The 25,651-nt window shown below is 63.9% G+C and carries 21 protein-coding genes and 1 tRNA gene; 12 read left to right on the forward strand and 10 right to left on the reverse strand.

What is annotated here, in order from left to right; genetic code table 11:
- The first annotated feature begins 122 nt into the window (after positions 1-122).
- The 5 genes from LV28_RS32735 (at position 123) to LV28_RS32760 (ending at position 6,835) form a co-directional block, all read left to right on the forward strand.
- Positions 123-1,373 (forward strand): BaiN/RdsA family NAD(P)/FAD-dependent oxidoreductase, encoded by a 1,251-nt coding sequence (locus tag LV28_RS32735; protein WP_038618045.1) that lies wholly within the window; start codon positions 123-125, stop codon positions 1,371-1,373.
- 258 nt (positions 1,374-1,631) lie between these two features.
- On the forward strand, positions 1,632-2,078 hold the full coding sequence (locus LV28_RS32740) for a GatB/YqeY domain-containing protein (RefSeq protein ID WP_023595286.1): 447 nt from the start codon (positions 1,632-1,634) through the stop codon (positions 2,076-2,078).
- Between the two features lie 69 nt (positions 2,079-2,147).
- Entirely contained in the window at positions 2,148-4,031 is a 1,884-nt protein-coding gene (gene dnaG / locus LV28_RS32745; protein WP_023595287.1) for a DNA primase, read from the forward strand.
- A gap of 204 nt (positions 4,032-4,235) precedes the next feature.
- Positions 4,236-6,731, forward strand: a complete 2,496-nt coding sequence (gene rpoD, locus LV28_RS32755) for an RNA polymerase sigma factor RpoD (protein ID WP_023595288.1) — start codon at positions 4,236-4,238, stop codon at positions 6,729-6,731.
- Positions 6,732-6,759: 28 nt separating this feature from the next.
- Positions 6,760-6,835, forward strand: a tRNA-Ile gene (locus LV28_RS32760).
- Positions 6,836-7,036: 201 nt separating this feature from the next.
- On the opposite strand, the gene LV28_RS32765 is transcribed toward LV28_RS32760, so the two are convergent.
- The 10 genes from LV28_RS32765 to LV28_RS32810 all read right to left on the reverse strand — a co-directional run bounded on the left by LV28_RS32765 (position 7,037) and on the right by LV28_RS32810 (position 17,623).
- Positions 7,037-7,411 carry a carboxymuconolactone decarboxylase family protein gene (locus LV28_RS32765; RefSeq protein WP_023871736.1) on the reverse strand — a complete coding sequence of 125 codons (375 nt, stop codon included), beginning with the start codon at positions 7,409-7,411 and terminating at the stop codon, positions 7,037-7,039.
- Positions 7,412-7,442: 31 nt separating this feature from the next.
- A complete protein-coding gene (gene proX, locus LV28_RS32770) occupies positions 7,443-8,465 on the reverse strand; it encodes a glycine betaine/L-proline ABC transporter substrate-binding protein ProX (RefSeq protein ID WP_023871735.1) in 1,023 nt (340 codons plus the stop codon).
- 157 nt (positions 8,466-8,622) lie between these two features.
- On the reverse strand, positions 8,623-9,576 hold the full coding sequence (locus LV28_RS32775) for an ABC transporter permease (RefSeq protein WP_025248925.1): 954 nt from the start codon (positions 9,574-9,576) through the stop codon (positions 8,623-8,625).
- Entirely contained in the window at positions 9,569-10,618 is a 1,050-nt protein-coding gene (locus LV28_RS32780) for a quaternary amine ABC transporter ATP-binding protein (protein ID WP_023595292.1), read from the reverse strand. The genes LV28_RS32775 and LV28_RS32780 overlap by 8 nt, the downstream gene beginning before the upstream one ends.
- Positions 10,611-10,988, reverse strand: coding sequence for an NIPSNAP family protein (locus LV28_RS32785; protein ID WP_023595293.1), 378 nt, complete (start codon positions 10,986-10,988; stop codon positions 10,611-10,613). Before LV28_RS32785 ends, LV28_RS32780 begins: the two co-directional genes overlap by 8 nt.
- The gene (locus tag LV28_RS32790) at positions 10,985-11,848 is read right to left on the reverse strand and encodes an alpha/beta fold hydrolase (RefSeq protein ID WP_038621252.1); all 864 of its coding nucleotides are present in this window, start codon (positions 11,846-11,848) and stop codon (positions 10,985-10,987) included. Before LV28_RS32790 ends, LV28_RS32785 begins: the two co-directional genes overlap by 4 nt.
- Positions 11,849-11,866: 18 nt before the next feature.
- Positions 11,867-13,003 carry an LLM class flavin-dependent oxidoreductase gene (locus tag LV28_RS32795; RefSeq protein ID WP_023595295.1) on the reverse strand — a complete coding sequence of 379 codons (1,137 nt, stop codon included), beginning with the start codon at positions 13,001-13,003 and terminating at the stop codon, positions 11,867-11,869.
- 42 nt (positions 13,004-13,045) lie between these two features.
- On the reverse strand, positions 13,046-14,557 hold the full coding sequence (locus tag LV28_RS32800; protein ID WP_038618032.1) for an aldehyde dehydrogenase: 1,512 nt from the start codon (positions 14,555-14,557) through the stop codon (positions 13,046-13,048).
- Between the two features lie 15 nt (positions 14,558-14,572).
- Positions 14,573-15,589, reverse strand: a complete 1,017-nt coding sequence (locus LV28_RS32805) for a flavin reductase (RefSeq protein WP_023595297.1) — start codon at positions 15,587-15,589, stop codon at positions 14,573-14,575.
- Positions 15,590-15,682: 93 nt separating this feature from the next.
- Positions 15,683-17,623 (reverse strand): helix-turn-helix domain-containing protein, encoded by a 1,941-nt coding sequence (locus tag LV28_RS32810; RefSeq protein WP_023871731.1) that lies wholly within the window; start codon positions 17,621-17,623, stop codon positions 15,683-15,685.
- A 244-nt stretch (positions 17,624-17,867) separates the two neighbouring features.
- On the opposite strand from LV28_RS32810, the gene LV28_RS32815 reads away from it, so the two are divergent.
- The 7 genes from LV28_RS32815 (at position 17,868) to LV28_RS32845 (ending at position 25,610) form a co-directional block, all read left to right on the forward strand.
- Positions 17,868-18,470 (forward strand): amino acid synthesis family protein, encoded by a 603-nt coding sequence (locus LV28_RS32815; RefSeq protein WP_038618028.1) that lies wholly within the window; start codon positions 17,868-17,870, stop codon positions 18,468-18,470.
- A gap of 12 nt (positions 18,471-18,482) precedes the next feature.
- Positions 18,483-19,427, forward strand: coding sequence for a 2-hydroxyacid dehydrogenase (locus LV28_RS32820; protein WP_023871730.1), 945 nt, complete (start codon positions 18,483-18,485; stop codon positions 19,425-19,427).
- 2 nt (positions 19,428-19,429) lie between these two features.
- Positions 19,430-20,479, forward strand: a complete 1,050-nt coding sequence (doeB, locus tag LV28_RS32825; RefSeq protein WP_029753833.1) for a N(2)-acetyl-L-2,4-diaminobutanoate deacetylase DoeB — start codon at positions 19,430-19,432, stop codon at positions 20,477-20,479.
- A 52-nt stretch (positions 20,480-20,531) separates the two neighbouring features.
- Positions 20,532-21,011 carry an Lrp/AsnC family transcriptional regulator gene (locus LV28_RS32830; RefSeq protein ID WP_023595302.1) on the forward strand — a complete coding sequence of 160 codons (480 nt, stop codon included), beginning with the start codon at positions 20,532-20,534 and terminating at the stop codon, positions 21,009-21,011.
- A gap of 143 nt (positions 21,012-21,154) precedes the next feature.
- On the forward strand, positions 21,155-22,630 hold the full coding sequence (locus LV28_RS32835; RefSeq protein ID WP_038618025.1) for an NAD-dependent succinate-semialdehyde dehydrogenase: 1,476 nt from the start codon (positions 21,155-21,157) through the stop codon (positions 22,628-22,630).
- A 50-nt stretch (positions 22,631-22,680) separates the two neighbouring features.
- Positions 22,681-24,066 (forward strand): aspartate aminotransferase family protein, encoded by a 1,386-nt coding sequence (locus tag LV28_RS32840; RefSeq protein ID WP_038618022.1) that lies wholly within the window; start codon positions 22,681-22,683, stop codon positions 24,064-24,066.
- Between the two features lie 164 nt (positions 24,067-24,230).
- Complete coding sequence (locus tag LV28_RS32845) at positions 24,231-25,610, forward strand: aminotransferase class III-fold pyridoxal phosphate-dependent enzyme (RefSeq protein ID WP_038618019.1); 1,380 nt, start codon at positions 24,231-24,233, stop codon at positions 25,608-25,610.
- The last annotated feature ends 41 nt before the right edge of the window (positions 25,611-25,651 follow it).

A 25,651-nucleotide genomic window follows, 5' to 3' on the forward strand; every position in this document is an offset into this window, starting at 1 on the left:
AGTTCTCGGCCGGTTCCTGTATCATTCGCCCCTTCTCGCGGCGTCCTTCTGCCGCAATCTAAGATTCTGATAAATATACAAATTTTGACTTGTCCTGGTCGGACTCCCAGGCAACGCGCGCCATGGAAAAGTACGATGTAGCGATTGTGGGTGCCGGCGCGGCCGGCCTGATGTGCGCGGCGGCGGCCGGGCAGCTCGGGCTGCGCGTGGTGCTTATCGATCATGCGACGCGCCTGGCGGAGAAGATTCGCATCTCGGGCGGCGGACGCTGCAACTTCACCAATATCAATGCCGGGCCGGGCAATTATTTGTCCGAAAATCCCCGTTTCTGTCGTTCCGCGCTGGCACGCTACACGCCCCGCGACTTTCTGGAGTTGCTCAGGCGCCACCGAATCGCGTGGCACGAAAAGCATCGCGGGCAGCTCTTCTGCGACGAAAGTGCCGAGGACATCATCGAAATGCTGCGCAAGGAGTGTGCTGCCGGCCATGTCCACTGGCGCATGCCCTGTGCGGTGCACACCGTGGCTTACACAGATGCCGGAGGCGCACATCGCTACCATTTGACGACAGATGCCGGGCATATCGCCGCAAAACGTCTGGTTATTGCGACGGGTGGCCTGTCCATTCCGAAAATCGGCGCTACGGACTGGGGATATCGCATCGCGCGGCAGTTCGGGCTGGACATCGTGGAGCCGCGTCCGGCGCTGGTGCCGCTGATGTTCGATGCCTCGACCTGGGCGCCGTTTGCGGGCCTGTCGGGATTGTCGCTCGAAGTCGAGGTGAGCACGGGCAAAGGCAAGGCGGCGGGGAGCTTCCTCGAGGATTTGCTGTTCACGCACCGGGGGTTGTCGGGCCCGGCCATTCTGCAGATCTCCAGTTTCTGGGCACCGGGGCAGTCGATCACCCTCGATTTGGCGCCATCGTCGGATATCGAGGCGGCATTGTTCGATGCGAAGGCCTCATCCAGGCGTCAGTTGGCGAATCTGCTGGCGCAGTGGGTGCCGGCACGCTTGGCCGACGCGTGGGTCGCCAACAGTGGCCTCTCGCCGCAGGCGCGTGTGCAGGAGCTGCCCGACAAGGCATTGCGTTCGCTGGCGCAGGCCTTTTCCGGCTGGACGCTCAAGCCGTGCGGCTCGGAAGGGTGGCGCAAGGCCGAAGTCACGCGCGGCGGCGTGGATACCCGGGGGCTTTCGTCGGCGGCGCTCGAGGCGCGTTCGCAGCCGGGATTGCATTTCGTCGGGGAAGTGGTGGACGTGACGGGGTGGCTCGGCGGCTACAACTTTCAGTGGGCGTGGGCGTCGGCGGTGGCGTGCGCGCAGGCAATGTCCGAAAGCGTGCGAGCCGAGCGGGCGGGCGAGGACGCCCTGTCGTAGACGGCCGCGATGGCGCTGTGATACGCTCTCCCCTTCGTGGAGACGACGCGCTCAAGGTGTCGCGGTCTCCGGCGAGCCCGCTTGTGATCGCGTTCGCGGTCGTCCGCCAAGCGGGTTTTGTGCTTTCTGCCCCCGCTCGTTCCCGGCGCTGCTTCTCTGGCTGCGGCTGCGCGCGGCGAGTGTCTGGCGGCGGCCGTCCTTTTCTTTAAGGCGGCATGCACTACACTGAAACGTATTCGAATTCCGGAACCCCTGCTCATGAGTCTGAAAGAACGCATCAACGAAGACATGAAGACGGCCATGCGTGCCAAGGCCGCGGACAAACTGGGGACCATCCGGCTGTTGCTCGCCGCGATCAAACAGAAGGAAGTCGACGAGCGCATCACTCTCGACGACACGGCCGTCGTTGCCGTGGTCGACAAGCTGATCAAACAACGCAAGGATTCCATCGGCCAGTTTCAGGCTGCCGGCCGCACCGACCTGGCCGACAAGGAGGCCGCCGAACTCGAAGTGCTCCAGGTCTATATGCCGCAGCAGCTCTCGGCGGAGGAAGTCGCGCAGGCCGTCAAGGCAGCGGTAGCCCAGACCGGCGCCGCCGGTCCCCAGGACATGGGCAAAGTCATGGGGGTGCTCAAGGGCCAGTTGGCCGGACGTGCCGACATGACGGCCGTTTCGGCGCAGGTGAAGGCCGCGTTGACAGCGTAATTCGGTTGCGCGGTACGGCGCCGTCGCACATGTGACGGTGCGAGGCCGCGTTGCGATGGCATCGATCCAGTGATTCCCCAGTCGTTTTTGCAGGACTTGCTCAACCGCGTCGACATTGTCGAGGTGGTGGGCCGTTATGTGCAGTTGAAGAAGGGTGGGGCGAACTTCATGGGGCTATGCCCCTTTCATAATGAGAAGTCGCCCTCATTTACGGTAAGCCCCACCAAGCAGTTCTATCACTGCTTCGGGTGCGGCGCGCACGGCAGCGCGATCAGTTTTCTCATGGAGCATGCCGGGCTTGGTTTTGTCGAAGCTGTCGAGGAGTTGGCCCGCAACGTCGGGCTGGATGTGCCGCGTGAGGCGCCGATGCCGGGCGCGCCGGCGCCTGCCGCGCAACGGGCGCAAACCCTCGGGCTGGTCGACGTGATGACGCGCGCGTGCGATTACTACCGCAAGCAGTTGCGCAGCGCGCCGGCCGCCATCGACTATTTGAAGCGACGTGGCCTGACAGGCGAGATCGCCGCGCATTTCGGACTGGGATATGCCCCGGATGCCTGGCAGAACCTGGAGGCCGCGTTCCAGAATTACCGCGATGACCAGCTGCTCGATGCAGGTCTCGTCATCGAAAGCGAGAAGGGCGAGGCCGGCGGTGCCAGGCGTCGCTACGACCGATTCCGCGACCGGATCATGTTCCCGATCCGGAATACGAAGGGGCAGGTGATTGCCTTCGGCGGGCGCGTGCTTGACAAGGGCGAGCCCAAATACCTGAATTCGCCCGAGACGCCGCTGTTCAGCAAGGGCAGCGAGTTGTACGGATTGTTCGAGGCGCGGGCCGGCATTCGCGACGCGGGCTACGTGCTGGTGGTCGAAGGGTATATGGATGTGGTGGCGCTGGCGCAGCTCGGTTTCCCGCAAGCTGTGGCGACGCTGGGAACGGCCTGCACGCCGATGCATGTGCAGAAGTTGTTGCGTCAGACCGAGACGGTCGTGTTCAGCTTCGACGGCGATGCGGCAGGCCGCCGGGCGGCCCGTCGCGCGTTGGAAGCCTGTCTGCCTCATGCCGACGACAACCGGAGCTTCAAGTTCCTGTTCCTGCCGAGCGAGCATGACCCGGACAGCTACGTGCGGGAATACGGTGCGCAGGCGTTTGCGGACGAGGTCTCGCGGGCCATGCCGATGTCGCAGTTCCTGATTGGCGAGGTGACGTCCGGCAAGGAAATGCATCAACCCGAGGGCCGGGCGCGGGCGCTGTTCGAGGCCAAGCCATTGTTGCAGCAAATGCCGGCGAACGCGCTGCGGGGCCAGATCCTGCATGCCTTGGCCGAGCGCGTGGGCAGCTCGATCGAGGAAGTCGCTGAATTGTGCGAATTGCAGATTGGCGCGGCCCGTCGGCATAACGCGTGGGACAAGACACCGGCCAAGCGCGAAAAGCGCCGTGTCGTGGGGACGGAACACCGTGCCTTGCAGAATCTGTTGATGTTTCCGGTGCTCGGAAACGAACTGACCGAAGAAGAGACCAAGATATTACGGGAAGTGCGTCATCACGCCGAGATCTTCTCGGAGGTGCTCTCGCACTGCCACGAGATGGGCGCGCAGGCGGATTTTCGCTTTATGTCGGATCGTCTGCGAGCGTCGCCGAACTGGGCGAGTTTCGACGACATCATTCGCGAAATTCTGTCTTTTGAGGAAAATGCACGCGATTTGCTGTTATTCGACCCGGCCGACGAGGCTCAGGTCGAGCGTCGTGAAGAGCAGATATCGTTGCGGCTCGCCGAGTTGCGTAGCGCCATCCGGCGGCTGCAATACGACGGGCTGTGCGAGGAACTGGAGACGATTTTCAAGCGGGCGTCACTGACGGCCGATGAAATGCGCCATGCGCAGGCGCTGTCGCGGCAACGCGACGAATTGAAGCGGTGGCTGGCTACGGCCGGCACAGGAGGCACGCGAAGTTGAGGTAAGCCCGCGTGCTATAATGGAAAGTTTTCAGTGGGCTGTTTTCTGGCAAGCGAGATCGCTATGGCAAAGATGACAACGACCAGCGGAAAAAAGACGGTTATCCCTTCACCGAAGGCAAAGCGCGCGCCAAGCGCGGCGGCGGCAACAGGTGGGAAGGGGGCGTCTCGCTCTGCGACGGCTGGCGTTGGAAAGAAAGCCGGTGTGGTTGCGCAAGCCTCGAAGAAGACAGCCAGCCAGGCAAGTTCGGCGAAACGTACTACGCAAGTTAAGGCAGCCGCCGGCGCAACGAAGACGACCGGCAAGACGGCTGCGAAGGTGACCGATGTCACCAAGCGCAAGAGTGCGACCGCCGCGAAGGTGGGGGCTGCGAAAGCGGCCAGGCCGACGGTGAAGTCCGAGCCGCCCGTCAGACCGACGAAGGCAGCAAAGGCGGCAACGGCCACCAAGGCGACGGCAGGCGGGAAACCGCAGGCCCGACAACCCGCTGAAAAAAGCGCGAAGAGCGCAACTACCGCCAAGGCCGCGAGCCAGGCGGGCCGCAGTACACCTGCGACGCAGGTCCCACGCAAGACCGGGGCTTCCCGCAAATCCGAAGCTGTAGAGGTCACGCCGGTTGCCGTCGTGCCGCCCGTCCAAAAGACGCGGGGCCGTGCCGCGAAGACTGCTGCTCCGGAGGCGCAAGGCGTCGCAGAGAATACTTACGATCAACCCGTGAACGAAGATCAGACCAAAGTGGAAAAGCAGAAGGCGCGTGATCGCCGGGCAAAAGAGAAAGCACTGCTCAAGGACGCATTTTCCTCGCACCAGCCCGGTACGGCCGAGGAACTTGAGGAGCGTCGTGGCAAACTGAAGGCACTGATCAAGCTGGGCAAGGAGCGAGGCTTCTTGACCTTTGCCGAGATCAATGACCACCTGCCCGACGAGCTGGTGGAAAGCGAGGCGCTCGAGGGCGTGATCGGCACGTTCAACGACATGGGCATTGCTGTGTACGAGCAGGCGCCCGATGCCGAAACGCTGTTGCTCAACGACAACGCGCCGAACGCCGCGTCGGACGACGAAGTCGAGGAAGAAGCCGAAGCGGCTTTGTCGACCGTCGACTCCGAGTTTGGTCGCACGACCGACCCGGTGCGTATGTACATGCGCGAAATGGGGACGGTCGAGCTGCTGACGCGCGAAGGGGAAATCGAGATCGCCAAGCGCATCGAGGAAGGGCTCAAGCACATGGTGCAGGCCATTTCCGCGTGCCCGACGACGATCGCCGAGATCCTGGCGATGGCCGAGAAGGTCGAGCGTGAGGAGATGCGCATCGACGAGGTGGTCGATGGCCTGATCGATCCGAATGCGGAAGCCGAGGCGGCGGCCGCTTCCTCCGACGACGAGGACTTCGACGCCGATGCCGACGCCGAGGCGGAAGAAGAGGAAGAAGAAGCCGAAGAGGAAGATGACAGCAACAGTGGCGCGGGTGCTTCGGCTGCGCAGGTCGAGCAGCTCAAGCGCGACTCGCTGGCCAAGTTCGCCGTGATTGCCGACTGGTTTGGCAAGATGCGTCGTGCGTTCGAGAAGGAAGGCTACCAGTCCAAGCCGTACGTGAAGGCTGGCGAGGCGATCCAGGCCGAGTTGATGACGATCCGCTTTACGGCGCGCACGGTCGAGCGTTTGTGCGACACGCTTCGTTCGCAGGTGGACGAAGTGCGCAACATCGAGCGTGCGATCCTGAACATCGTGGTCGACAAGTGCGGCATGCCGCGCGCGGATTTCGTGTCGCGTTTCCCGGGCAACGAAACGAATCTCGACTGGATTTACACGGTGGTGGCCGATAACAAGGCGTACAGCTCGGTGGTCGAGCGCAACGTGCCGGCCGTGCAGGAGCTTCAGCAAAAGCTGATCGACCTGCAGGCGCGTGTGGTACTGCCGCTGGCCGAATTGAAGGACGTGAACCGCAAGATGTCGGAAGGCGAGCGCCGTGCCCGCAAGGCCAAGCGTGAGATGACCGAAGCCAACTTGCGTCTCGTGATTTCGATTGCGAAGAAGTACACGAACCGTGGCTTGCAGTTCCTGGATCTGATCCAGGAGGGCAACATCGGCCTGATGAAGGCGGTGGACAAGTTCGAATATCGTCGTGGTTACAAGTTCTCGACGTACGCGACGTGGTGGATCCGCCAGGCCATCACGCGTTCGATCGCGGACCAGGCGCGTACCATTCGTATTCCGGTGCACATGATCGAAACGATCAACAAGATGAACCGGATCTCGCGTCAGATTCTGCAGGAGACCGGTGTCGAGCCGGATCCGGCGACGCTGGCCGAGAAGATGGAAATGCCGGAGGACAAGATCCGCAAGATCATGAAGATCGCGAAGGAGCCGATCTCCATGGAAACGCCGATCGGTGACGACGACGATTCGCACTTGGGTGATTTCATCGAGGATACGGGCACGGTAGCGCCTGCTGACGCCGCATTGCATGGTAGTATGCGCGACGTCGTGAAGGACGTGCTCGATTCGCTGACGCCGCGTGAGGCGAAGGTGCTCCGCATGCGTTTCGGCATCGAGATGAGCACGGACCACACGCTCGAGGAAGTGGGCAAGCAGTTTGACGTGACGCGTGAGCGTATTCGTCAGATTGAAGCCAAGGCGCTGCGCAAGCTGCGTCACCCGAGCCGTTCCGACAAGCTCAAGTCGTTCCTCGAAGGCAATTGATTGCTGCTGAGCGAGCGCCGGTAGTTGAGGGCCGTTAGCTCAGCGGTTAGAGCAGGGGACTCATAATCCCTTGGTCGCTGGTTCGAACCCAGCACGGCCTACCAAAGAAGCAAGAAAGCCCCTGACGGTGACGTCAGGGGCTTTTTTTATGTCAATAAGTTGCGTAGAAATTCTCGCCCCGGGTGCCCACGCTCATTCCGATGGGACGAGAGTGCCGGTAGCGTGATCTCTCCACCAAAAAATGGCCCTTGGTTGGTGCACCTGCGGCGACATCCTCGGATGCCATCGGCGGTCGCCGCGCATGCTCAGGTCTGGGCGTCGAACACTTCGCGTGCGACACGGAAGCTGTCGATCGCCGCAGGCACACCGGCGTAGATCGCGGCTTGCAGGAACACCTCGGTGATTTCCTCCTTCGTCACGCCGTTGGTCAGCGCGCCGCGCACATGCAGCTTCAGCTCGTGCGGACGATTCATGACCGTGAGCATGCCCAGATTCAGCAAGCTCCGGGTGCGCCGGTCGAGACCCGGGCGATTCCATATCTCGCCCCAACAGTACTCCGTCACCAGTTCCTGCATCGGGCGATTGAAAGCATCGGCCGACGCAATCGACTTATCCACGTACTCGCTGCCGAGCACCTCGCGGCGCGTCTTCAGCCCCTTCTCGAACAATTCCGGATTCATTGGACACCTCCCTCATTTTTCATTTCGGCAATTACTTCGCCTTGGCCGCGGTCGCCACCCACTGATCCATCTGCGCCTTGTTGGCGGCGATCCACTCGTCCGAGAGTTTCGTTATCAGCGCCGGCGAGCCGCCTTCCTTGCTGATGGTAGCCTCCCACTGCGACCACGTCTTGCCTGGGAAGCGGATCTGCTCGATGAGCGCCTTCACGGCCGGGTTAGCGGCAATGAACTGCTTGTTTGCGACCGAGCCCCAGTTCCAGGACGCCATCGCCATGCGGCACGGATTCGCCCCGCCAGCGCACCCCTCGACGTTGTTCACGAGCGCCGAGCCCTTGTTGGGGACGTTCGGCGGGAGTGCGTCAGCCGGGGTCGGGAGCCACACCACATCCACGCCCGGCACGAGCGCGTTCGTCACCCATGACGGACTCCACGCGTAGAAAAATGCCGGCTTGCCCTGTCTGACCTTCGTGACCGCCTCGACCATCAGCGCTTCGTACTTGCCTCGCACTGCCTTGACCGTCGGCTTCAGGCCGAACTTGTCGAGCTGGTAATCGACGACATCGCCGCAACTCCAGCCCGGATCGCAACTGATCAGCTCGGCCTTGCCGTCCTTGCCGAAGAGTCCGGCGATCTTCGGATCCTTCATCTGCTCGAGACTGGTGATGTGATACTGCAGCGCCGTCTTCTTGTCGATCAGATAGCCGTTGATGCCATCGCCCGCGATGAGGCCCGAGCCCACGATCATCGCCTGCGACGCCACCGCGCGGAAGCCCGGTTCACGTTGCGGGAAGTTCACATCGGTGGCGATGTCGATATCGCCTTGCGCAACCGCCTGGAAGAACAGCGTCGTATTCATCGTACTGAGCTTGACGTCGTACCCCAGCCCCTTGAACGCCTTCGAGACGATCTGGGCGACGACGTAATTACCGCCGAAGCTGTCGCTTTGCGCGTAATGGATCGTCTTTCCCGTGCCCGGAAGCGTCTGGGCATGCAACGCGCCCGCCGCGACCAGCGAAAACGTGAACGAAGCAACCGCCTTTGCGAATCCTTTCATTGCTGCTCTCCAAGACCTGTTCGATCTTTCCGATCGTCGAGTTATCGGCCCGCGGGACTTCCGCCCGAGGGCTCGGGTGCCGATCCCTGACACCGTCGTCATGGCCGGCGTTTCTGTGCTGCCAAACGTACGAAAACCTGATGCTCCGCCGCTTCGTTCAGAGCGCTTCACGCGCATCCGCCGCACGCGCCGTCGGCGGCACTTCGGCCCCCGCCCGACGCTCCCCACGAAACAATCGCGAGATCACCGCCCGAAACGTCTGCTGATCGCGCGGCTTCGTGCGTGCGAGCTTCTGTGTGAACCGGTCGAGCATCATGGCCAGCAACACGATGGCGATGCCACCGACAGCCGCGCGTCCCACATCGAGTCGCCCCAGCCCCTGCAGCACCACCAGCCCGAGACCTTCCGCGCCGATCATGGCCACCACGACCGACATCACCATCGCCGTGAGCACGGTCTGGTTCAGGCCACCGAGAATCGTCGGCACCGCGAGCGGCAATTGCACCTCCCACAGCAACTGACGCTTGTCCGCCCCAAACGCGAGACCGGCTTCCACGATTTCATGCTCGACCATGCGAATGCCCAGATGCGTGAAGCGGATGAGCGGTGGCATCGCGGCCGTCACCACGGCGACTTCGCCCGGCACGTTGCCCACGCCGAAGAGCATCACCACCGGCACGAGATATACGAACGTCGGGGTCGTCTGCATGATGTCGAGCACCGGTCGCACCACCAGCCACGCTCGCTCGCTGCGCGCGCTCCAGATGCCGATGGGAATGCCAATGAGCGCACAGAACAGAATGGCGGTCATGATGAGCGAGAGCGTCGTCATCGCTTCGCCCCACACCCCGAGCATGGCGATGACCACGAACACGACGGCGCTGAATGCCGCGACGCCAAGACTGGCCAAACGCCAACACAGCAGGAACGCGATCACGACCATCACCGGGAACGGCGCGGCGTGAAATACGCTGTCGTTGAACGTCAGCAACCGCTCGACAGGCCATTTGATGACCAGGAACAGCGGACGCATGTGCAGCGCCATCCATTGCACGCCCTCCTGAATCCATTGATCGAAGGGGAATACCGCAAGTTGGTCGGCATTAAGCATGATGGTCTCCTGCGCCGGCAGTGGCGCCAATCCGGGCAAGCAACTGCCCCACGTCCAGCACTCCGATCAGCTTGCCGTCGTCGTCGGTCACACCCATCGGTCCGTCGGATTTGAAACGCGCGGCCACATCGACCAGGCGCATGTCGGCCGGCACGCATGGCAACCCGTGCTCGCATTGGGCGAGCACCGCGGGCACGGGCGCCATCACCGAACGTGCATCGAAAAGGCGGGCACGGTCGACGTCACGGGTGAACGCCGCCACGTAGTCGCTGCCCGGATCCAGCACGATCTGTTGCGGCGTGCCTTCGCGCACAAGGCGACCCTCCGACATGATGGCGATGCGCGTGCCGAGCTTCAGCGCTTCCTGAAAGTCATGCGTGATGAACAGAATGGTCTTGTTGAGCGTGTGCTGAAGACGCAGCAGCTCGTCCTGCATTTCCGTTCGGATGAGCGGATCGAGCGCGCTGAAGGCTTCATCCATGATGAGGACGTCCGCCTCGGTAGCGAGCGCACGGGCCAGCCCCACGCGCTGCCGCATACCGCCGCTCAGTTCGTGCGGCATGTGATACGCCCAGCGCGCCAGTCCAACCACGCACAGCACCTCCTCGGCGCGACGGCGCCGCTGTGCTGCCGGCATGCCACGCAGCTTGAGTCCGAACTCCACGTTTTCGATGACACGGCGATTCGGTAGCAGCGCGAAGTGCTGGAACACCATCGATATGCGATTGCGACGCACCTCGCGCAGCCCCCCCTCGTGAAGCGCACACAGGTCCTCGCCGTCAAGCAGAATCCGGCCGTCGGAAGGCTCGTTGAGGCGGTTGATGCAACGCGCGAGCGTCGATTTCCCGGAGCCGGAGAGCCCCATGATCATGTAGATCGCACCGGACGGAACCGTCAGGGAGACGTCGTCGAGTCCCACGACCTGGCCGAGCGTTTCGAGCACCTCGGACTTGCGTTTGCCGTCGCGCAACATGGCCAGCGCTCGCGCCGGCTTGTCGGCGAAGACCTTGTACAGGTTTTCGATTCTCAGTCGGTCAGTCATGGCCAACCTCCTTTGGGTCCGTAGAATGATGGTCCGTGGCAGCCTGTGGCGTGAACGCCGTGAGCGGGGAAAAATCGGTCGGTACCAGAATGCGGTTCTCGGCGGTTTCGATCAATTCGGACAGACGCGGAATGAACGCCTGCCAGCGCTTGTCTTGCGCCAGGCGCGCGCGACGCCTGGCACGCTCGTCCAGACTCGGATACGCCCAGAGATGGGTCACCTGACTGAGCACACCGATCTCCGTCGTGAAATACCCGACGAGATGCCCGAGGATGGGCTGCTGAATCGCCAGCCCTTCGGTCCGCACGAGATTCAGGTACAGACTCATGCAACCGTTGCGAATGCGGTAAATGCGCTCTTCGACGATCATGCTGGGGGCCCCTTCTTTTCCGGGTCATCAACAAGGAAATCCAGCAACAGCCCCGCGACCGGCGCGGCCGCTTCGACCAGAATCGAATGCCGCATGCCCGGCAGGATGGCGAGTTGCGAGCCGACGATGCACTCATGCATAAAGCGGGCCATGCGCGGGTTCGAGCCCTGATCGTCTTCGCCGGTGACGATGAGCGTCGGCACGCGGATCTGATCGATGAACCCGCCGAAATCGGTCTCCGCCAGCACGCGGTAGGCCGACGCATAACAATCCGGATCGTTCTGCGCATTGCGATTGCGCAGATAGACGATCCGCTCCGGATGTCTCGCCTGAAAGTCTTCCGTCAGCCAGCGAGACAGCGAGGCGTCGTAATGGGCGCCACGCTCGCCGCCCTGCAACGCGGCGAGCCTCGCGAGTACGCGCTCGCGCTCCTCTTTGGTCCGGCCCGACACCGTGGCGAGCAGCGCAAGACGACGCAGGCGCGTCGGATACGAGAGCGCCAGCCGCTGTGCGATCAGCCCGCCCAGCGAGAAGCCCGCGAGATCGAACGTGGCGAAGCCCACGTGATCCGCAAGTGCCAGCGCGTCGGCGACGAAATCGTCGATCTCGTATCGTCCCTTTACCCGCGACGAGTTGCCGTGACCGCGCAGATCGAAGGTGAGGATGCGGAAGTCGTCGGCCAGCAGGGTAGCCACGTCGTCCCAAGCTTCCTGGTACGATCCCACGCCGTGAATGCACACGAGCGGGCGGGTGCCTCGGCCGAGCAGGCGATAGGCCAGCGTGACATTGCCGACTTGCAGCGTCTGTGCGGGCGAATCGGTGGACGAATCGGTGGGCGAATCGGTGGGCGGTTCGGTCATGGCGCGCGCACTCATGCGTCAGCGGCCCGCCGATGCCAGCGCGGCCGGACGCCCAGACGTCTCGGCCAACTGTGCCGCCGCAGCCGCATTGGCCTCCCTGGCGCGACCTGCTTCACGCGCGGCGAAATGGGGCATCACTTCGTCGATGAACAGACGCAGCGTCTTTACCTGCAACTCGAACGGCAGATTGAACGACAGGCCGAGGCAGAACTGGTCGACGCCTTGCGCCTCGTACACTTCGAGCTTGCGCACGATCTCGTCCGGCGTGCCAAACATCAGGTTTTCTCGGATTGCCGCCGGATCGTAGTTGGCGCGCCCGACAACCGACTCGTACGGCACGGCTTCCGGGAAGCCGTTCCTGACGGTGCCGATGTTCTGCATCAGGTTCTCGAACGTGCGGCCGAAATCCACGCTGTGACGCACGGCGATTTCCCAGTCCTGCGGACGGTCGTACACGCAGGTGCGGCGCAGCATCATGAAGCGCGGCCGCGGGCGTTCCGGATGATCGGCCACTGCCTTGCGGAATTTATCGCCCAGCACGGCGACTTCGGAGACAGGGGCGGCGAGCGGCGTCGACAGGATGTTCGCGCCAACACCGACGGCCCAGTCGAAACTGCCCGGATCACGTGTTGCCACCCAGATCGGCGGATGCGGCTGTTGCAGCGGCTTGGGCACCGACGTGGCGAGCGGGAATTGCCAGTAATGCCCGTCATGCGCGTAATCGCCTTCCCACAACTTCTTCACCGCCGGCACCAGTTCCTTCATGTACGCCACGCCTTCCTGCTGCGGAATACCGCCCGCCATGCGGTCGAACTCATACTGATACGCGCCGCGCGCGATACCGAATTCGAGGCGTCCGCCCGTCAGGTGGTCGCACATCGCGGCCTCGCCTGCCAGACGAATCGGCGACCAGTACGGTGCGACGATGGTGGCCGTGCCCAGACGGATCTGCTCGGTGTGCTGCGAGAGCCACGTAAGCGTGATGAACGGGTTCGGCGAGATGGTGCATTCGATGGTGTGGTGCTCGGCGGTCCACAGCGTCTCGAAGCCGCCTTCGTCGGCGATGCGCGCGAGGTGCAGCATGTTGCGCACGGCGTCGTTCATCGTGTCCTGCGGCGAGAAGCGCTCCATGCTGAGCGATACGGAGAATTTCATGGGTAGATCTCCAGGGGGTTTTCGTTTGTGCATTGCGGGCGATCAGCGCAGACGGATCACGAACGGATCCTGCATCGCCCCCGAGTAATCGATCACGACGTTCTTCAGACGGGAGAACTCGCGCATCACTTCGAAGCCGCCGCGACGGCCGTAGCCGCTGTGCTTGGTGCCGCCGTTGGCTGACATGTAAGCCGCCGAGCGATAGGTATTGATCCAGACCGTGCCCGCCTCCACGTCGCGCGCGAAGCGCATGGCGCGGTCGATGTCGCGCGTCCAGATGCCGGCGGCCAGGCCATACTCCGTGGCATTTGCCAGCCGGATGAGTTCGGCTTCGTCCGAGAACGGCACGACACCGACGACCGGACCGAAGATCTCCTCCTGCATGAAGCGCATTTCGTTGCGCGCATGCGTCATGACGGTCGGCTCGTAGTACCAGCCACCGGTGAGATCGTCGCGCGCCGGGCGCTGACCGCCGGCGGCCACGCGCGCCCCTTCCTGAATGCCCGAAGCCACGTAGCCCTCGACCTTGTCCAATTGCGCGGCCAGCGCCAGCGGTCCGATGTCGGTGTCTTCGTGCGTCGGATGCCCCACACGCACCCGACGCGTGCGCTCAACCAGCGCCTCGACGAAACGGTCGTGCACGGACGCCTCGACGAAGCAGCGTGACCCGGCCACGCATGTCTGACCGGCGGCGGCGAACACGCCCGAGACGACGCCGTTCACGGCGCGCTCGATGTCGACGTCGCCAAACACCACGTGCGGCGACTTACCTCCGAGTTCCATCTGACAAGGCACCAGATTTTGCGCAGCGTTGCCGGCAATCTTGCGCCCGGTCACGGTGCTGCCCGTGAAAACGTATTTGGCGATGCCGGGATGACGCGTCAGCGCGTCGCCGGTGGTCATGCCGTCGCCCGTCACCACGTTCACGACGCCCGGCGGAATACCGGCTTCGATCGCCAGTTCGGCGAGCGCGAGCGTGGACGCCGTCGCGTGCTCCGATGGCTTCACCACGATGGTGTTGCCAATCGCAAGACAGGGTGCGAGCGTGCCGGTGAGCATCATCAGGGGCGAGTTCCACGGAATGATCATGCCGACCACGCCAATGGGCTCGCGCGTGTTGAAGTTCAGCGTGTCGAGCTTGTTGACGGGAATGGTGTCGCCTTGCAGCTTGTCTGCCATGCCCGCGAAATACGAATACGAATCGGGAATCGCCCGCATCTGCGCACGCATTTCCTTGAGCAGCTTGCCGTTGTCGCGGCACTCGATGGCGGCGAGCGCTTCGGCGTTGGCGAGCACCAGTTCGCCGAGCTTGCGCACGAGCTTGCCACGCTCGGTTTGCGTCATGCGCCGCCAGGCCGGGTTGACGAGCGCCGCTTGTGCGCAGCGTACGGCGCGGTCGACGTCCACCGCATCGGCCTGCGCGAACTCGTACCAGGGGCGGCCGGTCGTCGGGTCGTAGCTCGGAACGTACACGTTGCTATGCGGCGCGGTGAACTGCCCGTCGATAAACAGTTGCTGGCGAGAGCCTTCCAGCGTTTGTACCGTCGTATGCATCAGTTGACTCCAGCGTCAGGCTTGGAAAGGTTGGGTCCACGGCTGTGCATCGCTGACCATTGCGATGCGCCCACCATCGTGAGAATCCATGTAAATGCCGAAGTGTCCTCCGGCGGTTTCGCGAACGTAGCGACGCACCATCGATCGAATTTCGCGGGACGCGATGTCGTCGTAGGGCAACTGGTCGAACGGGAAGAAGCGGAAGTTCGGCGGCAGCTCGTCGTGCGAGAGCGGTTGCGCGAGTCGCGCCCGGTACATCAGATAGCCGGGATCGTTCTCGGCGGTGTCGAACACCGAGTAGAGAAAGGTGTCGTGCGGCACCAGCTCGAGTTCACCGCCACCGGCGAGCGGCAGGCGTCCGCTCGCAAGACGGCGCGGCGCGCTGGGCAGTACCCATCCGCCCTTGCCGTCCTGCGCGAGCAGCAGGCTTCCGTTCGCGTCGATCAGATAACCGACAATCATGTCGTGCGACGACAGCCAGCCCGGCGGCAACGGATCTTTCACATGGGCGTAGCGACCACGGCAGAAGCCGAGCGGCGCGGCCGGGCTGGTACCGAAGGCCTGAATCTGGCCGATCAGGATGGCGTGGTCGCCGGCGTCGACGCGGTTGTGCACAATGCAGTCGAACCACGTCAGGCAGTCGGTCAGGACCGGCGCGCCCGTGTGGACGACGTCATGCCCCACCGTCGTGAACTTCTCCGCGGACTTCGATGCGAACAGGTTCGACACTTCGGTCTGGCCGTCATGCAGCAGATTGACGGCGAAGTGTTCCGTGCGCTGGAACACCGGGTAGCTCGCCGCACGCTTGCCGATGCATACGAGCAACAGCGGCGGGTCGAGCGAGACGGACGTGAAGGAGTTGGCGGTCATGCCGCGCGGGCGGCCTTCTTCGTCACGCGTCGTGACGACGGTCACACCGGTCACGAATGTTCCGAGCGCGCGGCGTAGCGCCACCGGGTCGATGGCCGAAATCGCGGGGGCGGTGCCAGCGCCGGCCGCGGGCGTCTGGCGCTGTTGGGTGACAGCTTGCATGTCGTTGACCTCGAAACGTCATTACGTTGAGGTCAACGATATGCGAGGACTTTTTTGTCGGCTTCCGTCGAATCGCAGGAGACGCGAAGTGGTTTACTCTCGATTGCGCGGCAGGGTTTTCATGGATGCGCTCGCCACACGCCCGCCGGCATGCACGCTCGACGCGGCCTGCATGGCTTTTGACTTCGCCCCTTCGGTGGATGGCGCCGCCCCAGGTGTGACGGGAGCCGCGCGCTTCGTGAGCGCGTGCAGATGAATGGCAAGCTCCACCGCGAAGCGGCGCTCCGGTGTCTCCACGTCGATGCCGAACAACTCCTGAATGCGGGCGAGGCGGTACCGCAGCGTGGTGACGTGCAGTCCCATCGCGTCGGCGCACGGCTGACTGCGGCAGCCGGAGCGTACGTATTCCGTCAGCGTGTCGAGGTACGGCGATCCCGACTGTCGGTCGTGTTCGACGAGCTTGCCGATGGTGCCTTCCACAAAACCGTGGACGTCGGACGAATCGGCCGCTCCCATGAGCATCGGCAGGGGGCCCAGGCCCGGCATGTCCAGCGGGCCGCTGCGACCAAACTTGCGCGCCACGCGAATCATGCGCCAGCAACGCTCCCATTCGCGCGCGAGCGGCTCCAGCCCTTCGCAGAGATCGCTCATCACGATGATAGGCTCGCGTCCCAGGGACCGTGCCAGCGCCTCGCTCATGCGCCTGGCGAGGCGGGCGAGTGCGGTGGCGTCTGCCGAACCGTCCTGCGGCGCCAGACACACCAGACCGCCTCCGATCGTCACGATGTGCATCGGCACATTCAACTGACGGGCAAGCAATTCGACCGTGCTATGGCTCTCCAGCGACAGATGCCCGGCGGCACGGCCCGAGGCCACACTGGTTCGCTGGTCCGGATAATCGACGACCATCATGCGCAGCGGCGCATCGAGGGCGACGCCGAGATGGCGGGCGCGGCTAATCAAATCGCCTTCATCTCGCCAGCGGCGCTCCACAATCTCGAAGAACAACTCGGTGAGCGTGCGTGTCTCGAACCGGAACCGCACCACGCTGCGCATCAGTTGAACGCTCAGCGCAAAGCGGGCGCTCTCCAACAGTAACTGCTGGAGGTCGCTCAGCGCATCGTCGCCGAACGTGAGCAGCGCGCCGACGAGGTCGTCGTCGACCGTCAACGGTTCAATGCCCGCGCCGACGGTGGCCTGACCGGGGGGACGTCCCAGCGGCACGTCGAGGCGGGTCTGACGGTAGCGTTGCAGGGCGTCGCGCACGTTAGCGCTGAGCTCTCGCCCCTGTGCGCCGGACAGCCAGCGTGTCCACGCCGCATCGTCCATCAGCGAGGGAACGGGCGACGCCGACGCGTGCCATTGATTGGCGAGGAAGTCGATGACGAGCACCGGACGTCCGATCAGATCGCTCAGCGACGACGTCAACTGATCGAACGAGCCGCCGGCGAGCACATCGCCCAGCAACGTGCGTTGCGCTTCGAGCGTGCGTTGCAGACGCTCATGCGCCATCACCTGCGCGCGCTGCCGGTGAGCCCGCTCCACCGCAATCGCGCCGAGATGCACGACCGTCGCCATGAAGGTGAGGTCGTCCTCGCCGACGTCGCGCACCTTGCGCGATGCGACCGTCAGCACCATCGGCCGGCCTTCCGTATCGCGCGAGGCCATCGGCAGTACCAGCACCGTCCGGTAGCCGCGCTCGCGCGCTTCGCGCCGGTAGCCGGGGAATTGCGGGTTCTCCAGCGCATCGCGGATATAGACGGGTTCATTCGTCTGCAAGGCGATGAGCGACGGACTGGTCGCCAACTCCCAGCGGTCTTCGACATGCTGCGGCAGCATGCTTGTCTCGAAGCGCGTGATCACCAGCCCGTAGCCATGGGCGAGATCGATGCTCATGACGGAGCCGAGATCCCACCCACCTTGCTGCACCGCACCACGCACGAGATCGCGAAACAGTGCGTCGATGTCTTCGTCATTGCTGATCTGACTGGCGACATGGCGCAATGCCATGAGCCGTTGGTGATGTTCCGGCATTGCGTGCCTCCTTTCTCGCCCAAAAAATCTACACCAAAGCGTCGGAAGAAAAAAAACATCTTCCGACGTTCCGGCGGAAGACCGGCCGCTTCGGGCGCAATAGCATGAGTCTCATCGGCAAGCCACGGATGTTTGCCACGTTTTCCCCAGGCGCCCGGATCGCCGCGGCGCACGTCCTTCGAGCCGCTTCGCCGCACGAGCGGCAGGTGACGGCATCTGTACTGCAGCGCAACAGGAGACACCCGTGAAACAAGAGCTTCGCAAGATCGCAACGTACGTCGAGACCACCTACCGTGAGGGCGGCAAGGCCGCCGAGACGCCGGTCACGACGGTCGTCGTCGCCGCTGTCATTCGCAATCCATGGGCCGGTCAGGGATTCGTCGAGAATCTGCGTCCGGAAATCGTGCGTCTCGCCCCGGAGCTTGGTGCGCTAATGACGCAACGTCTGGTCGATGTCATCCCAGGGGAGCGCGTGGAGGCATACGGCAAGGCGGCTGTCGTCGGCACGAACGGCGAAATCGAACATGCCTCGGCCATGATTCACACGCTGCGCTTCGGCAATCTGTTCCGCACCGCCGTGAACGGCACGGCCTTCCTGCCGTTCACCAACACGCGCGTCGGCCCGGGCACGCTGGTGTCGGTGCCGATGATTCACAAATCGGAAACGGGCAAGCGTTCCCACTTCATCACGGCGACGTTCCAGATGACGGATGCCCCTGGCCCAGACGAAATTCTGCTGGCGATTGGCGCGTCCGACGGCGGCCGCGTGCATCCGCGCATCGCCGACCGCTTTAAGGACATGGAAGAGATGGCGAACGACGCCGCCACCGCGGCCACCACAGCCTGAACGAGCGCCACGATGCCGCCCGTCATTGCCTTCCTTAGCCGGATGTCCGCGGACTATCAACGTCCGTACCTCGACGCCCTGCGCGCCGCGCTGCCCGGCGAGATCGTCGCGCCGCTGGCCGAACTGTCGGCGTCGCAGCGCGAGCAGGTGTCCGTTGCCATCGTCGCGAATCCGGATCCCGCGGACTTGACCGCCCTGACGGGCTTGCGATGGATTCAGAGCCTTTGGGCCGGCGTGGAATCGCTCATCGCGGCGCTCCCGTCGGACAGTCCGCCGATCACGCGACTGATCGATCCCGAGATGTCGCGCACGATGGCCGAGGCCGTGCTGGCGTGGACCTACTACCTGCAACGCGACATGCCCCGCTACGCGCGTCAGCAAACGCAGCGCGTTTGGTTGCAGCACGCCTATCGCAAGCCGTCGCAGACGACGGTGGGATTGCTCGGACTCGGTGAACTCGGGCAGGCGGCCGCGGTGCGATTGCGCGACGCCGGGTTCGTCGTGCACGGATGGAGTCGTTCGCCGAAGACGCTGGACGGCGTCGAAACGTACGCTCGCGACGACGGCCTGTGCGCGATGCTCTCCGCAAGCGACATCGTCGTCAGCCTGATTCCGTTGACGGCGCAAACCCGAGGTATGCTGGACGCGGAGCGCCTCGGTCGCATCAAACCGGGTGCCTCGCTCATCAATTTCTCGCGTGGTCCTGTGATCGTGGCGTCCGACTTGCTCGACGCCCTCGACCGGGGCCACCTCACGCATGCCGTGCTCGACGTGTTCGACGTCGAACCGCTGCCGCTCGATTCGTCGTTCTGGGACCATCCGCGCGTGACCGTGCTGCCGCACATTTCGGCACCCACGGATCATGAGACGGCAGCGCGAGTGATCGCCGACAACATCCGCGATTTTCGCGAAACGGGACGAGTTCCCTGCAACGTCGACCTGACGCGAGGTTATTGAGCATGCATCGCGATCAAGAGGTTCTCGCACTTCCGCCGCGTGTGTATCCGACGGTCGATCTTCGTCAGGACGGCGTCCAGCACGGCTTTCTGAAAGTCCCGCACTCCAACGATACGAGTGCGTGGGGCGCCGTGATGGTGCCGATCACCGTCATCCGGCGTGACGACGGCCCCGTCGCGCTACTCACCGGCGGCAATCATGGCGACGAGTACGAAGGGCCTATCGTGCTATCGCGACTGGCGAATGCCCTCAAGACACGCGACGTCACCGGCACCGTCATCATCGTGCCGTTCATGAACACGCCTGCCGTGCATGCGGGAAAACGCACGTCGCCGCTGGACGGTGGCAACCTGAACCGCGCTTTCCCGGGACGCGCCGACGGCTCGGTCACCGAGCGCGTGGCCGACTATTTCTCACGTTGCCTGCTGCCCATGGCGGACGTCGTGCTCGACATCCATTCCGGAGGTCGTACGTTGGATTTCCTGCCGTTCGCCGCCATCCACGAACTGAACGACACCGAGCAACAAGCCCGTTGCGACGCCGCGATGCAGGCCTTCGGCGCACCCTATTCGCTGCGCATGCGAGATCCCGATGCTCACGGACTTTACGACAATGCGGCGGAATCGCAGGGCAAGGTGTTCGTTACGACGGAGCTCGGCGGCGGTGGAACGGCAAGTGCGCGCAACGTCGCAATCGCGCATCGCGGCGTGTACGGCGTGCTCGTGCACGCAGGCATCGTGCCGGCCGACGTGGCATGGCGCGACGGCGCTGACGCCGCGAGCGAGGCAACGTCGGTACAACTCGCCATGCCTGACGACGACTGCCACCTCACCAGCGAGCACGACGGGCTGCTTGAAATGCGCCATGACCTCGGCACGATGGTGAAGCGTTGCGACGTCATTGCGCGCGTTCACGACGTGACACGGACGGGCGTCGCACCAGTGGAGTACCGGGCAAGACGCGATGGCATGCTCATCGGCCGACATTTTCCGGGCCGCGTCGGCATCGGTGACACGCTCTGCGTTCTGGCCGACGTGCTGCCGAGCGCATAGCGTCAGCGACTCGCGTACGCCTCAGCCCTCTCTTTAAAAAGCGTTCCCTCCCATGGTGAAACTCGACCGTTTCGACATCGCCATCCTCAGTGTGCTGGCCCGTGAAGGCCGCATCACCAAATCGCGTCTGGCCGAGCGGATCCACCTGTCCGTTTCGCCCACGTGGGAGCGCGTGCAGCGACTCGAAGCGGCGGGGGTGATTCGTGGCTATCGCGCCGACGTCGACTGGAGCGGCGTGATGCACGTCAGCCGTATCATCGTCGAGATCACGCTCGCGCGGCACACCGCGCATGACATGAACCGCTTCGAGGCGCGCCTGTGCGACGCCCCCGAGGTCGTGCAATGCCACGCCACAGGTGGCGGTGTCGATTACATCGTTCACGTACTCGCGCGCGACATCGATCATTACCAGCGTTTCATCGACGGCCTGCTGATGGCGGACTTGGGCATCGAGCGCTACTTCACCTACGTCGTTACCAAAGTCGTCAAAGTCCAGGCGCACGCAGTTCCGGGCTGGGTCGACGCCGACTGATCGCGGTCCGCGAAATCTTTCTCGCCAGGCACGGCTAAATCAGAAGAAAACCGACGTCCGCACGATCGGAACAGAAAAAACAGCGGGCCGTCGCCACCGACAATCGCTTCATGACGAACGAACGCCATGTCAGGAGTTTGCCGATGTTGCTCGACCACCCGGTGCTGTTCAAATCGCTGTGTTACATCGACGGACGCTGGACGCATAGCGACGACGCCGCGTCCATTGCCGTCGTCGATCCGGCCGATCAATCGACGCTCGGCCATGTGCCGATGCTCACGCGTGAGCAAATCGGCGTCGCGGTCGATGCCGCCGAGCGCGCCTTCTCGACGTGGCGCTGGACACCCGCTGCCGAGCGCTGCGCCGCGCTGCAGCGCTGGCACGCGTTGATCCGGCAGCACGCCGAAGACCTTGCGGTGCTGCTCGCCCACGAGCAGGGCAAGCCGCTCCATGAAGCGCGCGGCGAGATTGGCTATGGCGCATCGTTCATCGAGTGGTACGGTCACGAGGCCCGCCGTCTCGATGGTCGAACCATTACGTCGCACATCGAAGGTGCGCAATTGGGCACCGTGCGCGAGCCGGTCGGCGTTGCGGCGCTCATCACGCCCTGGAACTTTCCTTTCGCGATGATCACGCGCAAGGCCGCCGCCGCGCTGGCGGCCGGTTGCACTGTCGTCGTGAAGCCCGCACACGAGACGCCGTTCAGCGCGCTTGCACTCGCGCAGTTGGCCGACGAAGCGGGGCTGCCGCCGGGGCTTTTCAATGTGGTGCTGGGTGAGCCGGACATGGCGATGCGCGCGCTCGTCGGCGACGCTCGCGTGCGGGCCGTCAGCTTTACGGGCTCGACACGCGTCGGCCAACGGGGGGCGCAGGCCGCAGCGGCGAGCGGCGTCAAGAAGCTCGCCCTCGAACTCGGCGGAAACGCGCCGTTCATCGTGCTGGACGATGTGGATATCGATGAGGCGGTACGCATCGCCGTTGCCGCCAAGTTCCAGACGTCCGGACAGGACTGCTGCGCCGCGAACCGGATTTTTGTCGCGCGCACGCGCTATGGGGCGTTTGTAGATCGGTATACGCAAGCGGTCGCGCGGTTACGCGTCGGTCCGGCGTTTTCCGCGAACGTCGATGTCGGGCCACTCATGCATCAGGCGGCGTTCGAGGCGACTGCGGCCCGCGTGGAAGACGCCCGCCGGAAGGGCGCCCAGATCACCGTCGGCGGCGAGCCGCATCCGCTCGGCGGCTGGTTCTACCGCCCGACCGTCGTCGCCGACGCCGCTCCCGGCATGCGCATCTACGACGAAGAAAACTTCGGCCCGATTTCCGCCTTGTGCGCGTTCGACTCGCTCGACGAGGTCGTCACCCGGGCCAACGACACCGAGTACGGCCTTGCCGCATACGTCTGCGGACGACGCGTGGACGAGATTTTTACGCTGATCCGCCGCCTCGATTTCGCGATGGTAAGCGTCAACGGCGTGAAGTTCACCGGCGCCCCGGTGGCGTTCGGCGGCATGAAGGCGTCTGGCCTCGGCCGCGAAGGCGGCGTGGACGGGTTCGAGCCGTTCACCGAAACCAAGTACTTCTGCCTCGGCAATCTCGGCATCCCGATGCATCGCACCTGATTCGCTCGTCCGCATTCTTTTTTGCTTCATTGATATCAAGGAGACGTCCCATGCCCCCCTCGACCGAACAATTGCTCGCACAGGACCGCGCACACTTCATGCACCCGTCCACGCACGCCGCCGATCATGCCAGCGGCACACTGCCGGGCAAGATCATCCGCACGGCGCAGGGCATGCGCATCGAGGACCATGAGGGCCGCCGCTATCTCGACGCCTTCGCCGGCCTCTATTGCGTGAACATCGGCTACGGCCGCATGGAAGTGGCCGACGCCATCCACAAGCAGGCGTTGTCGCTTGCCTACTACCACACGTATGTGGGCCACTCGACCGACGCCATCATCGAGTTGTCGAAGCGCATCATCGACTGGTCGCCCGACGGCATGAAGAAGGTCTATTACGGTTTGTCCGGCTCGGATGCGAACGAGACGCAGATCAAGATCGTCTGGTACTACAACAACGTGCTCGGACGTCCGCGGAAGAAGAAAATCATTTCGCGCGAGCGCGGCTATCACGGCTCAGGCATCGTCACGGGCAGCCTGACCGGGCTGCCGAGCTTCCACCAGCACTTCGACCTGCCGGTCGAGCGGGTGCATCACACGATTTGCCCGCACTGGTACCGCAAGGCACCGGCCGGCATGAGCGAGCAGGCGTTCGTGGCGCATTGCGTCGAGGCGCTCGAGACGCTGATCGCCCGCGAAGGTGCCGACACCATTGCGGCCTTCATCGGTGAGCCGGTGATGGGCACCGGCGGCATCATCGCACCGCCTGCCGGCTATTGGGAAGCGATTCAGGCCGTGCTGCGCCGTCACGACATTCTGCTCATCGCAGACGAGGTCGTGTGTGGCTTCGGCCGTCTCGGGTCGTCAATGGGCTCCCAACACTACGGCATGACGCCGGATCTGATCACCATCGCCAAGGGGCTGACGAGCGCATATGCGCCGCTCTCCGGCGTGATCGTGGGCGAGCGCGTTTGGGATGTGATCGAACGCGGTTCGCGCGAGAACGGCCCGATGGGCCACGGCTGGACGTACTCCGGACACCCGATCTGTGCCGCGGCGGCGCTCGCCAACCTCGACATTCTGGAGCGCGAGAATCTGACGCAGAACGCGGCCGACGTCGGCAAGTACTTCGGCGAGAGGTTGCGCGCGGCGTTCGACAGGCATCCGCTCGTGGGGGAGGTGCGTGGCGTCGGCTTGCTGGCGGCGATCGAGTTCATGGCGGATGGTGCGGCGCGTCAGCCTTTCGACGCCGCGATGAAGATCGGCCCGCGCGTGTCCGCCGCCGCACTGGCCCGCGGCATGATCGCGCGCGCCATGCCACACGGCGACATTCTCGGCTTCGCCCCGCCGCTGATCGCCACGCGGGCGGACGTCGACGAGATGGTCAGCATTGCTCGCGCAGCGGTGGACGACGTTGCCGAGCAGGTGCTGCGGTAACGCATGCCTCTCCACGAGAAGCAGCACGTCGCCCACGTTGTCTCCATCGGTTCGTAGGATGACCTCGATTTTCGGCGAGTCTCTAATGGGATGACACGGTGGCCCGCGCACACCACGCCGCGGGTCGCGACTCCGTTCCCCAACATTCCGATGAGGTGCCGCGTATGTCCAACGAATCGCTGATCGATGCCGATCGCCAGTTTCTGATTCACCCGGTTGCCGACTACCGCGCGCATGAGGCGCAGGGCGCGACGTTGCTTACCAGCGGCAACGGCGCCTGGCTGCACGACGCGGACGGTAACGCCTTGCTCGACGGATTTGCCGGTCTGTGGTGCGTCAATACCGGTTACGGACAGCCGTCCATCGTCAAGGCGGCGACGGAGCAATTGAACCGGCTGCCCTACGCGACAGGCTATTTCGGCTTTGCCTGCGCACCGGCCATCACGCTTGCGCAGAAACTCGTGGAACTGACGCCGCCGTCATTGCAACACGTCTACTTCACGCTCGGCGGTTCGGATGCCGTCGACGCCGCCGTGCGCTTCATCACGCATTACTACAACGCTATCGGCAAGCCGGCCAAGAAGCACTTCATCGCGCTTGAGCGCGGGTATCACGGGTCGTCGTCCACCGGTGCCGGACTGACTGCACTGGCTGCCTTCCATCGCAACTTCGATTTGCCGCTCGCGACGCAACATCACATCCCGTCGCCCTATCCGTACCGAAGCGCCACACCCGACGACCCGCAGGCGATCATTGCCGCCTCGGTCGCCGCACTTGAAGCAAAGGTCGGTGAACTCGGCGCGGAGCACGTCGCGGCGTTCTTCTGTGAACCCGTGCAGGGCTCCGGCGGCGTGATCGTGCCGCCCAGAGGTTGGCTGCGCGCCATGCGCGATGCGTGCCGGCGCCTCGACATCCTGTTCGTCGCCGACGAGGTCATCACCGGTTTCGGGCGTACCGGGCCGATGTTCGCCTGCGAGGCGGAAGAGGTCTCCCCCGATCTGATGACGCTCGCCAAGGGACTGACCGCCGGTTATGCGCCGATGGGCGCGGTGCTGATGTCCGACGGCATTTATCAGGCCATTGCCGACGCGGCGAAAGGCGCTCCCGTAGGGCATGGTCAGACGTACTCTGCGCATCCGGTGAGCGCGGCCATCGGTCTCGCATGTCTGAAGCTCTATGTCGAAGACGGCCTGCTGGCAAACGGTCAGGCACACGCCAGGACGTTTGCCGACGGGCTCGACGCACTCCTCGATCATCCCCTGGTCGGTGACTCGCGTCATCGCGGTTTGCTCGGCGCGCTCGAACTCGTCGCCGACAAGACGACGCGCCGACGCTTCGATCCGTCACTCAAACTCCATGAGCGCATCGGCGCGGCGGCGTATCGCAACGGTGTGATTTTCCGCGCCTTCGGCGACAACATCCTCGGCTTCGCGCCTGCCTTGTGTTACACAGCGGACGACTTCGCCGAACTGTTCTCCCGCGTTCGCGCCACGCTCGACGACGTACTCGAGGCGGCCGACGTGCGCGCCGCGCTTCATGGCTGAACCGCACAGCCGCGCTTGAACCCGCATCCAGTTCGCCCCAT

This window comes from Pandoraea pnomenusa (genome assembly GCF_000767615.3).
GTDB classification, from domain to species: Bacteria; Pseudomonadota; Gammaproteobacteria; order Burkholderiales; family Burkholderiaceae; genus Pandoraea; species Pandoraea pnomenusa.

Coding starts and splice junctions, on each gene's coding strand:
- LV28_RS32735 (WP_038618045.1), top strand. CDS start 123: ATGGAAAAGTACGATGTAGCGATTGTGGGTGCCGGCGCGGCCGGCCTG.
- LV28_RS32740 (WP_023595286.1), top strand. CDS start 1,632: ATGAGTCTGAAAGAACGCATCAACGAAGACATGAAGACGGCCATGCGT.
- LV28_RS32765 (WP_023871736.1), bottom strand. CDS start 7,411: ATGAATCCGGAATTGTTCGAGAAGGGGCTGAAGACGCGCCGCGAGGTG.
- proX (WP_023871735.1), bottom strand. CDS start 8,465: ATGAAAGGATTCGCAAAGGCGGTTGCTTCGTTCACGTTTTCGCTGGTC.
- LV28_RS32775 (WP_025248925.1), bottom strand. CDS start 9,576: ATGCTTAATGCCGACCAACTTGCGGTATTCCCCTTCGATCAATGGATT.
- LV28_RS32780 (WP_023595292.1), bottom strand. CDS start 10,618: ATGACTGACCGACTGAGAATCGAAAACCTGTACAAGGTCTTCGCCGAC.
- LV28_RS32785 (WP_023595293.1), bottom strand. CDS start 10,988: ATGATCGTCGAAGAGCGCATTTACCGCATTCGCAACGGTTGCATGAGT.
- LV28_RS32790 (WP_038621252.1), bottom strand. CDS start 11,848: ATGACCGAACCGCCCACCGATTCGCCCACCGATTCGTCCACCGATTCG.
- LV28_RS32795 (WP_023595295.1), bottom strand. CDS start 13,003: ATGAAATTCTCCGTATCGCTCAGCATGGAGCGCTTCTCGCCGCAGGAC.
- LV28_RS32800 (WP_038618032.1), bottom strand. CDS start 14,557: ATGCATACGACGGTACAAACGCTGGAAGGCTCTCGCCAGCAACTGTTT.
- LV28_RS32805 (WP_023595297.1), bottom strand. CDS start 15,589: ATGCAAGCTGTCACCCAACAGCGCCAGACGCCCGCGGCCGGCGCTGGC.
- LV28_RS32810 (WP_023871731.1), bottom strand. CDS start 17,623: ATGCCGGAACATCACCAACGGCTCATGGCATTGCGCCATGTCGCCAGT.
- LV28_RS32820 (WP_023871730.1), top strand. CDS start 18,483: ATGCCGCCCGTCATTGCCTTCCTTAGCCGGATGTCCGCGGACTATCAA.
- doeB (WP_029753833.1), top strand. CDS start 19,430: ATGCATCGCGATCAAGAGGTTCTCGCACTTCCGCCGCGTGTGTATCCG.
- LV28_RS32830 (WP_023595302.1), top strand. CDS start 20,532: ATGGTGAAACTCGACCGTTTCGACATCGCCATCCTCAGTGTGCTGGCC.
- LV28_RS32835 (WP_038618025.1), top strand. CDS start 21,155: ATGTTGCTCGACCACCCGGTGCTGTTCAAATCGCTGTGTTACATCGAC.
- LV28_RS32840 (WP_038618022.1), top strand. CDS start 22,681: ATGCCCCCCTCGACCGAACAATTGCTCGCACAGGACCGCGCACACTTC.
- LV28_RS32845 (WP_038618019.1), top strand. CDS start 24,231: ATGTCCAACGAATCGCTGATCGATGCCGATCGCCAGTTTCTGATTCAC.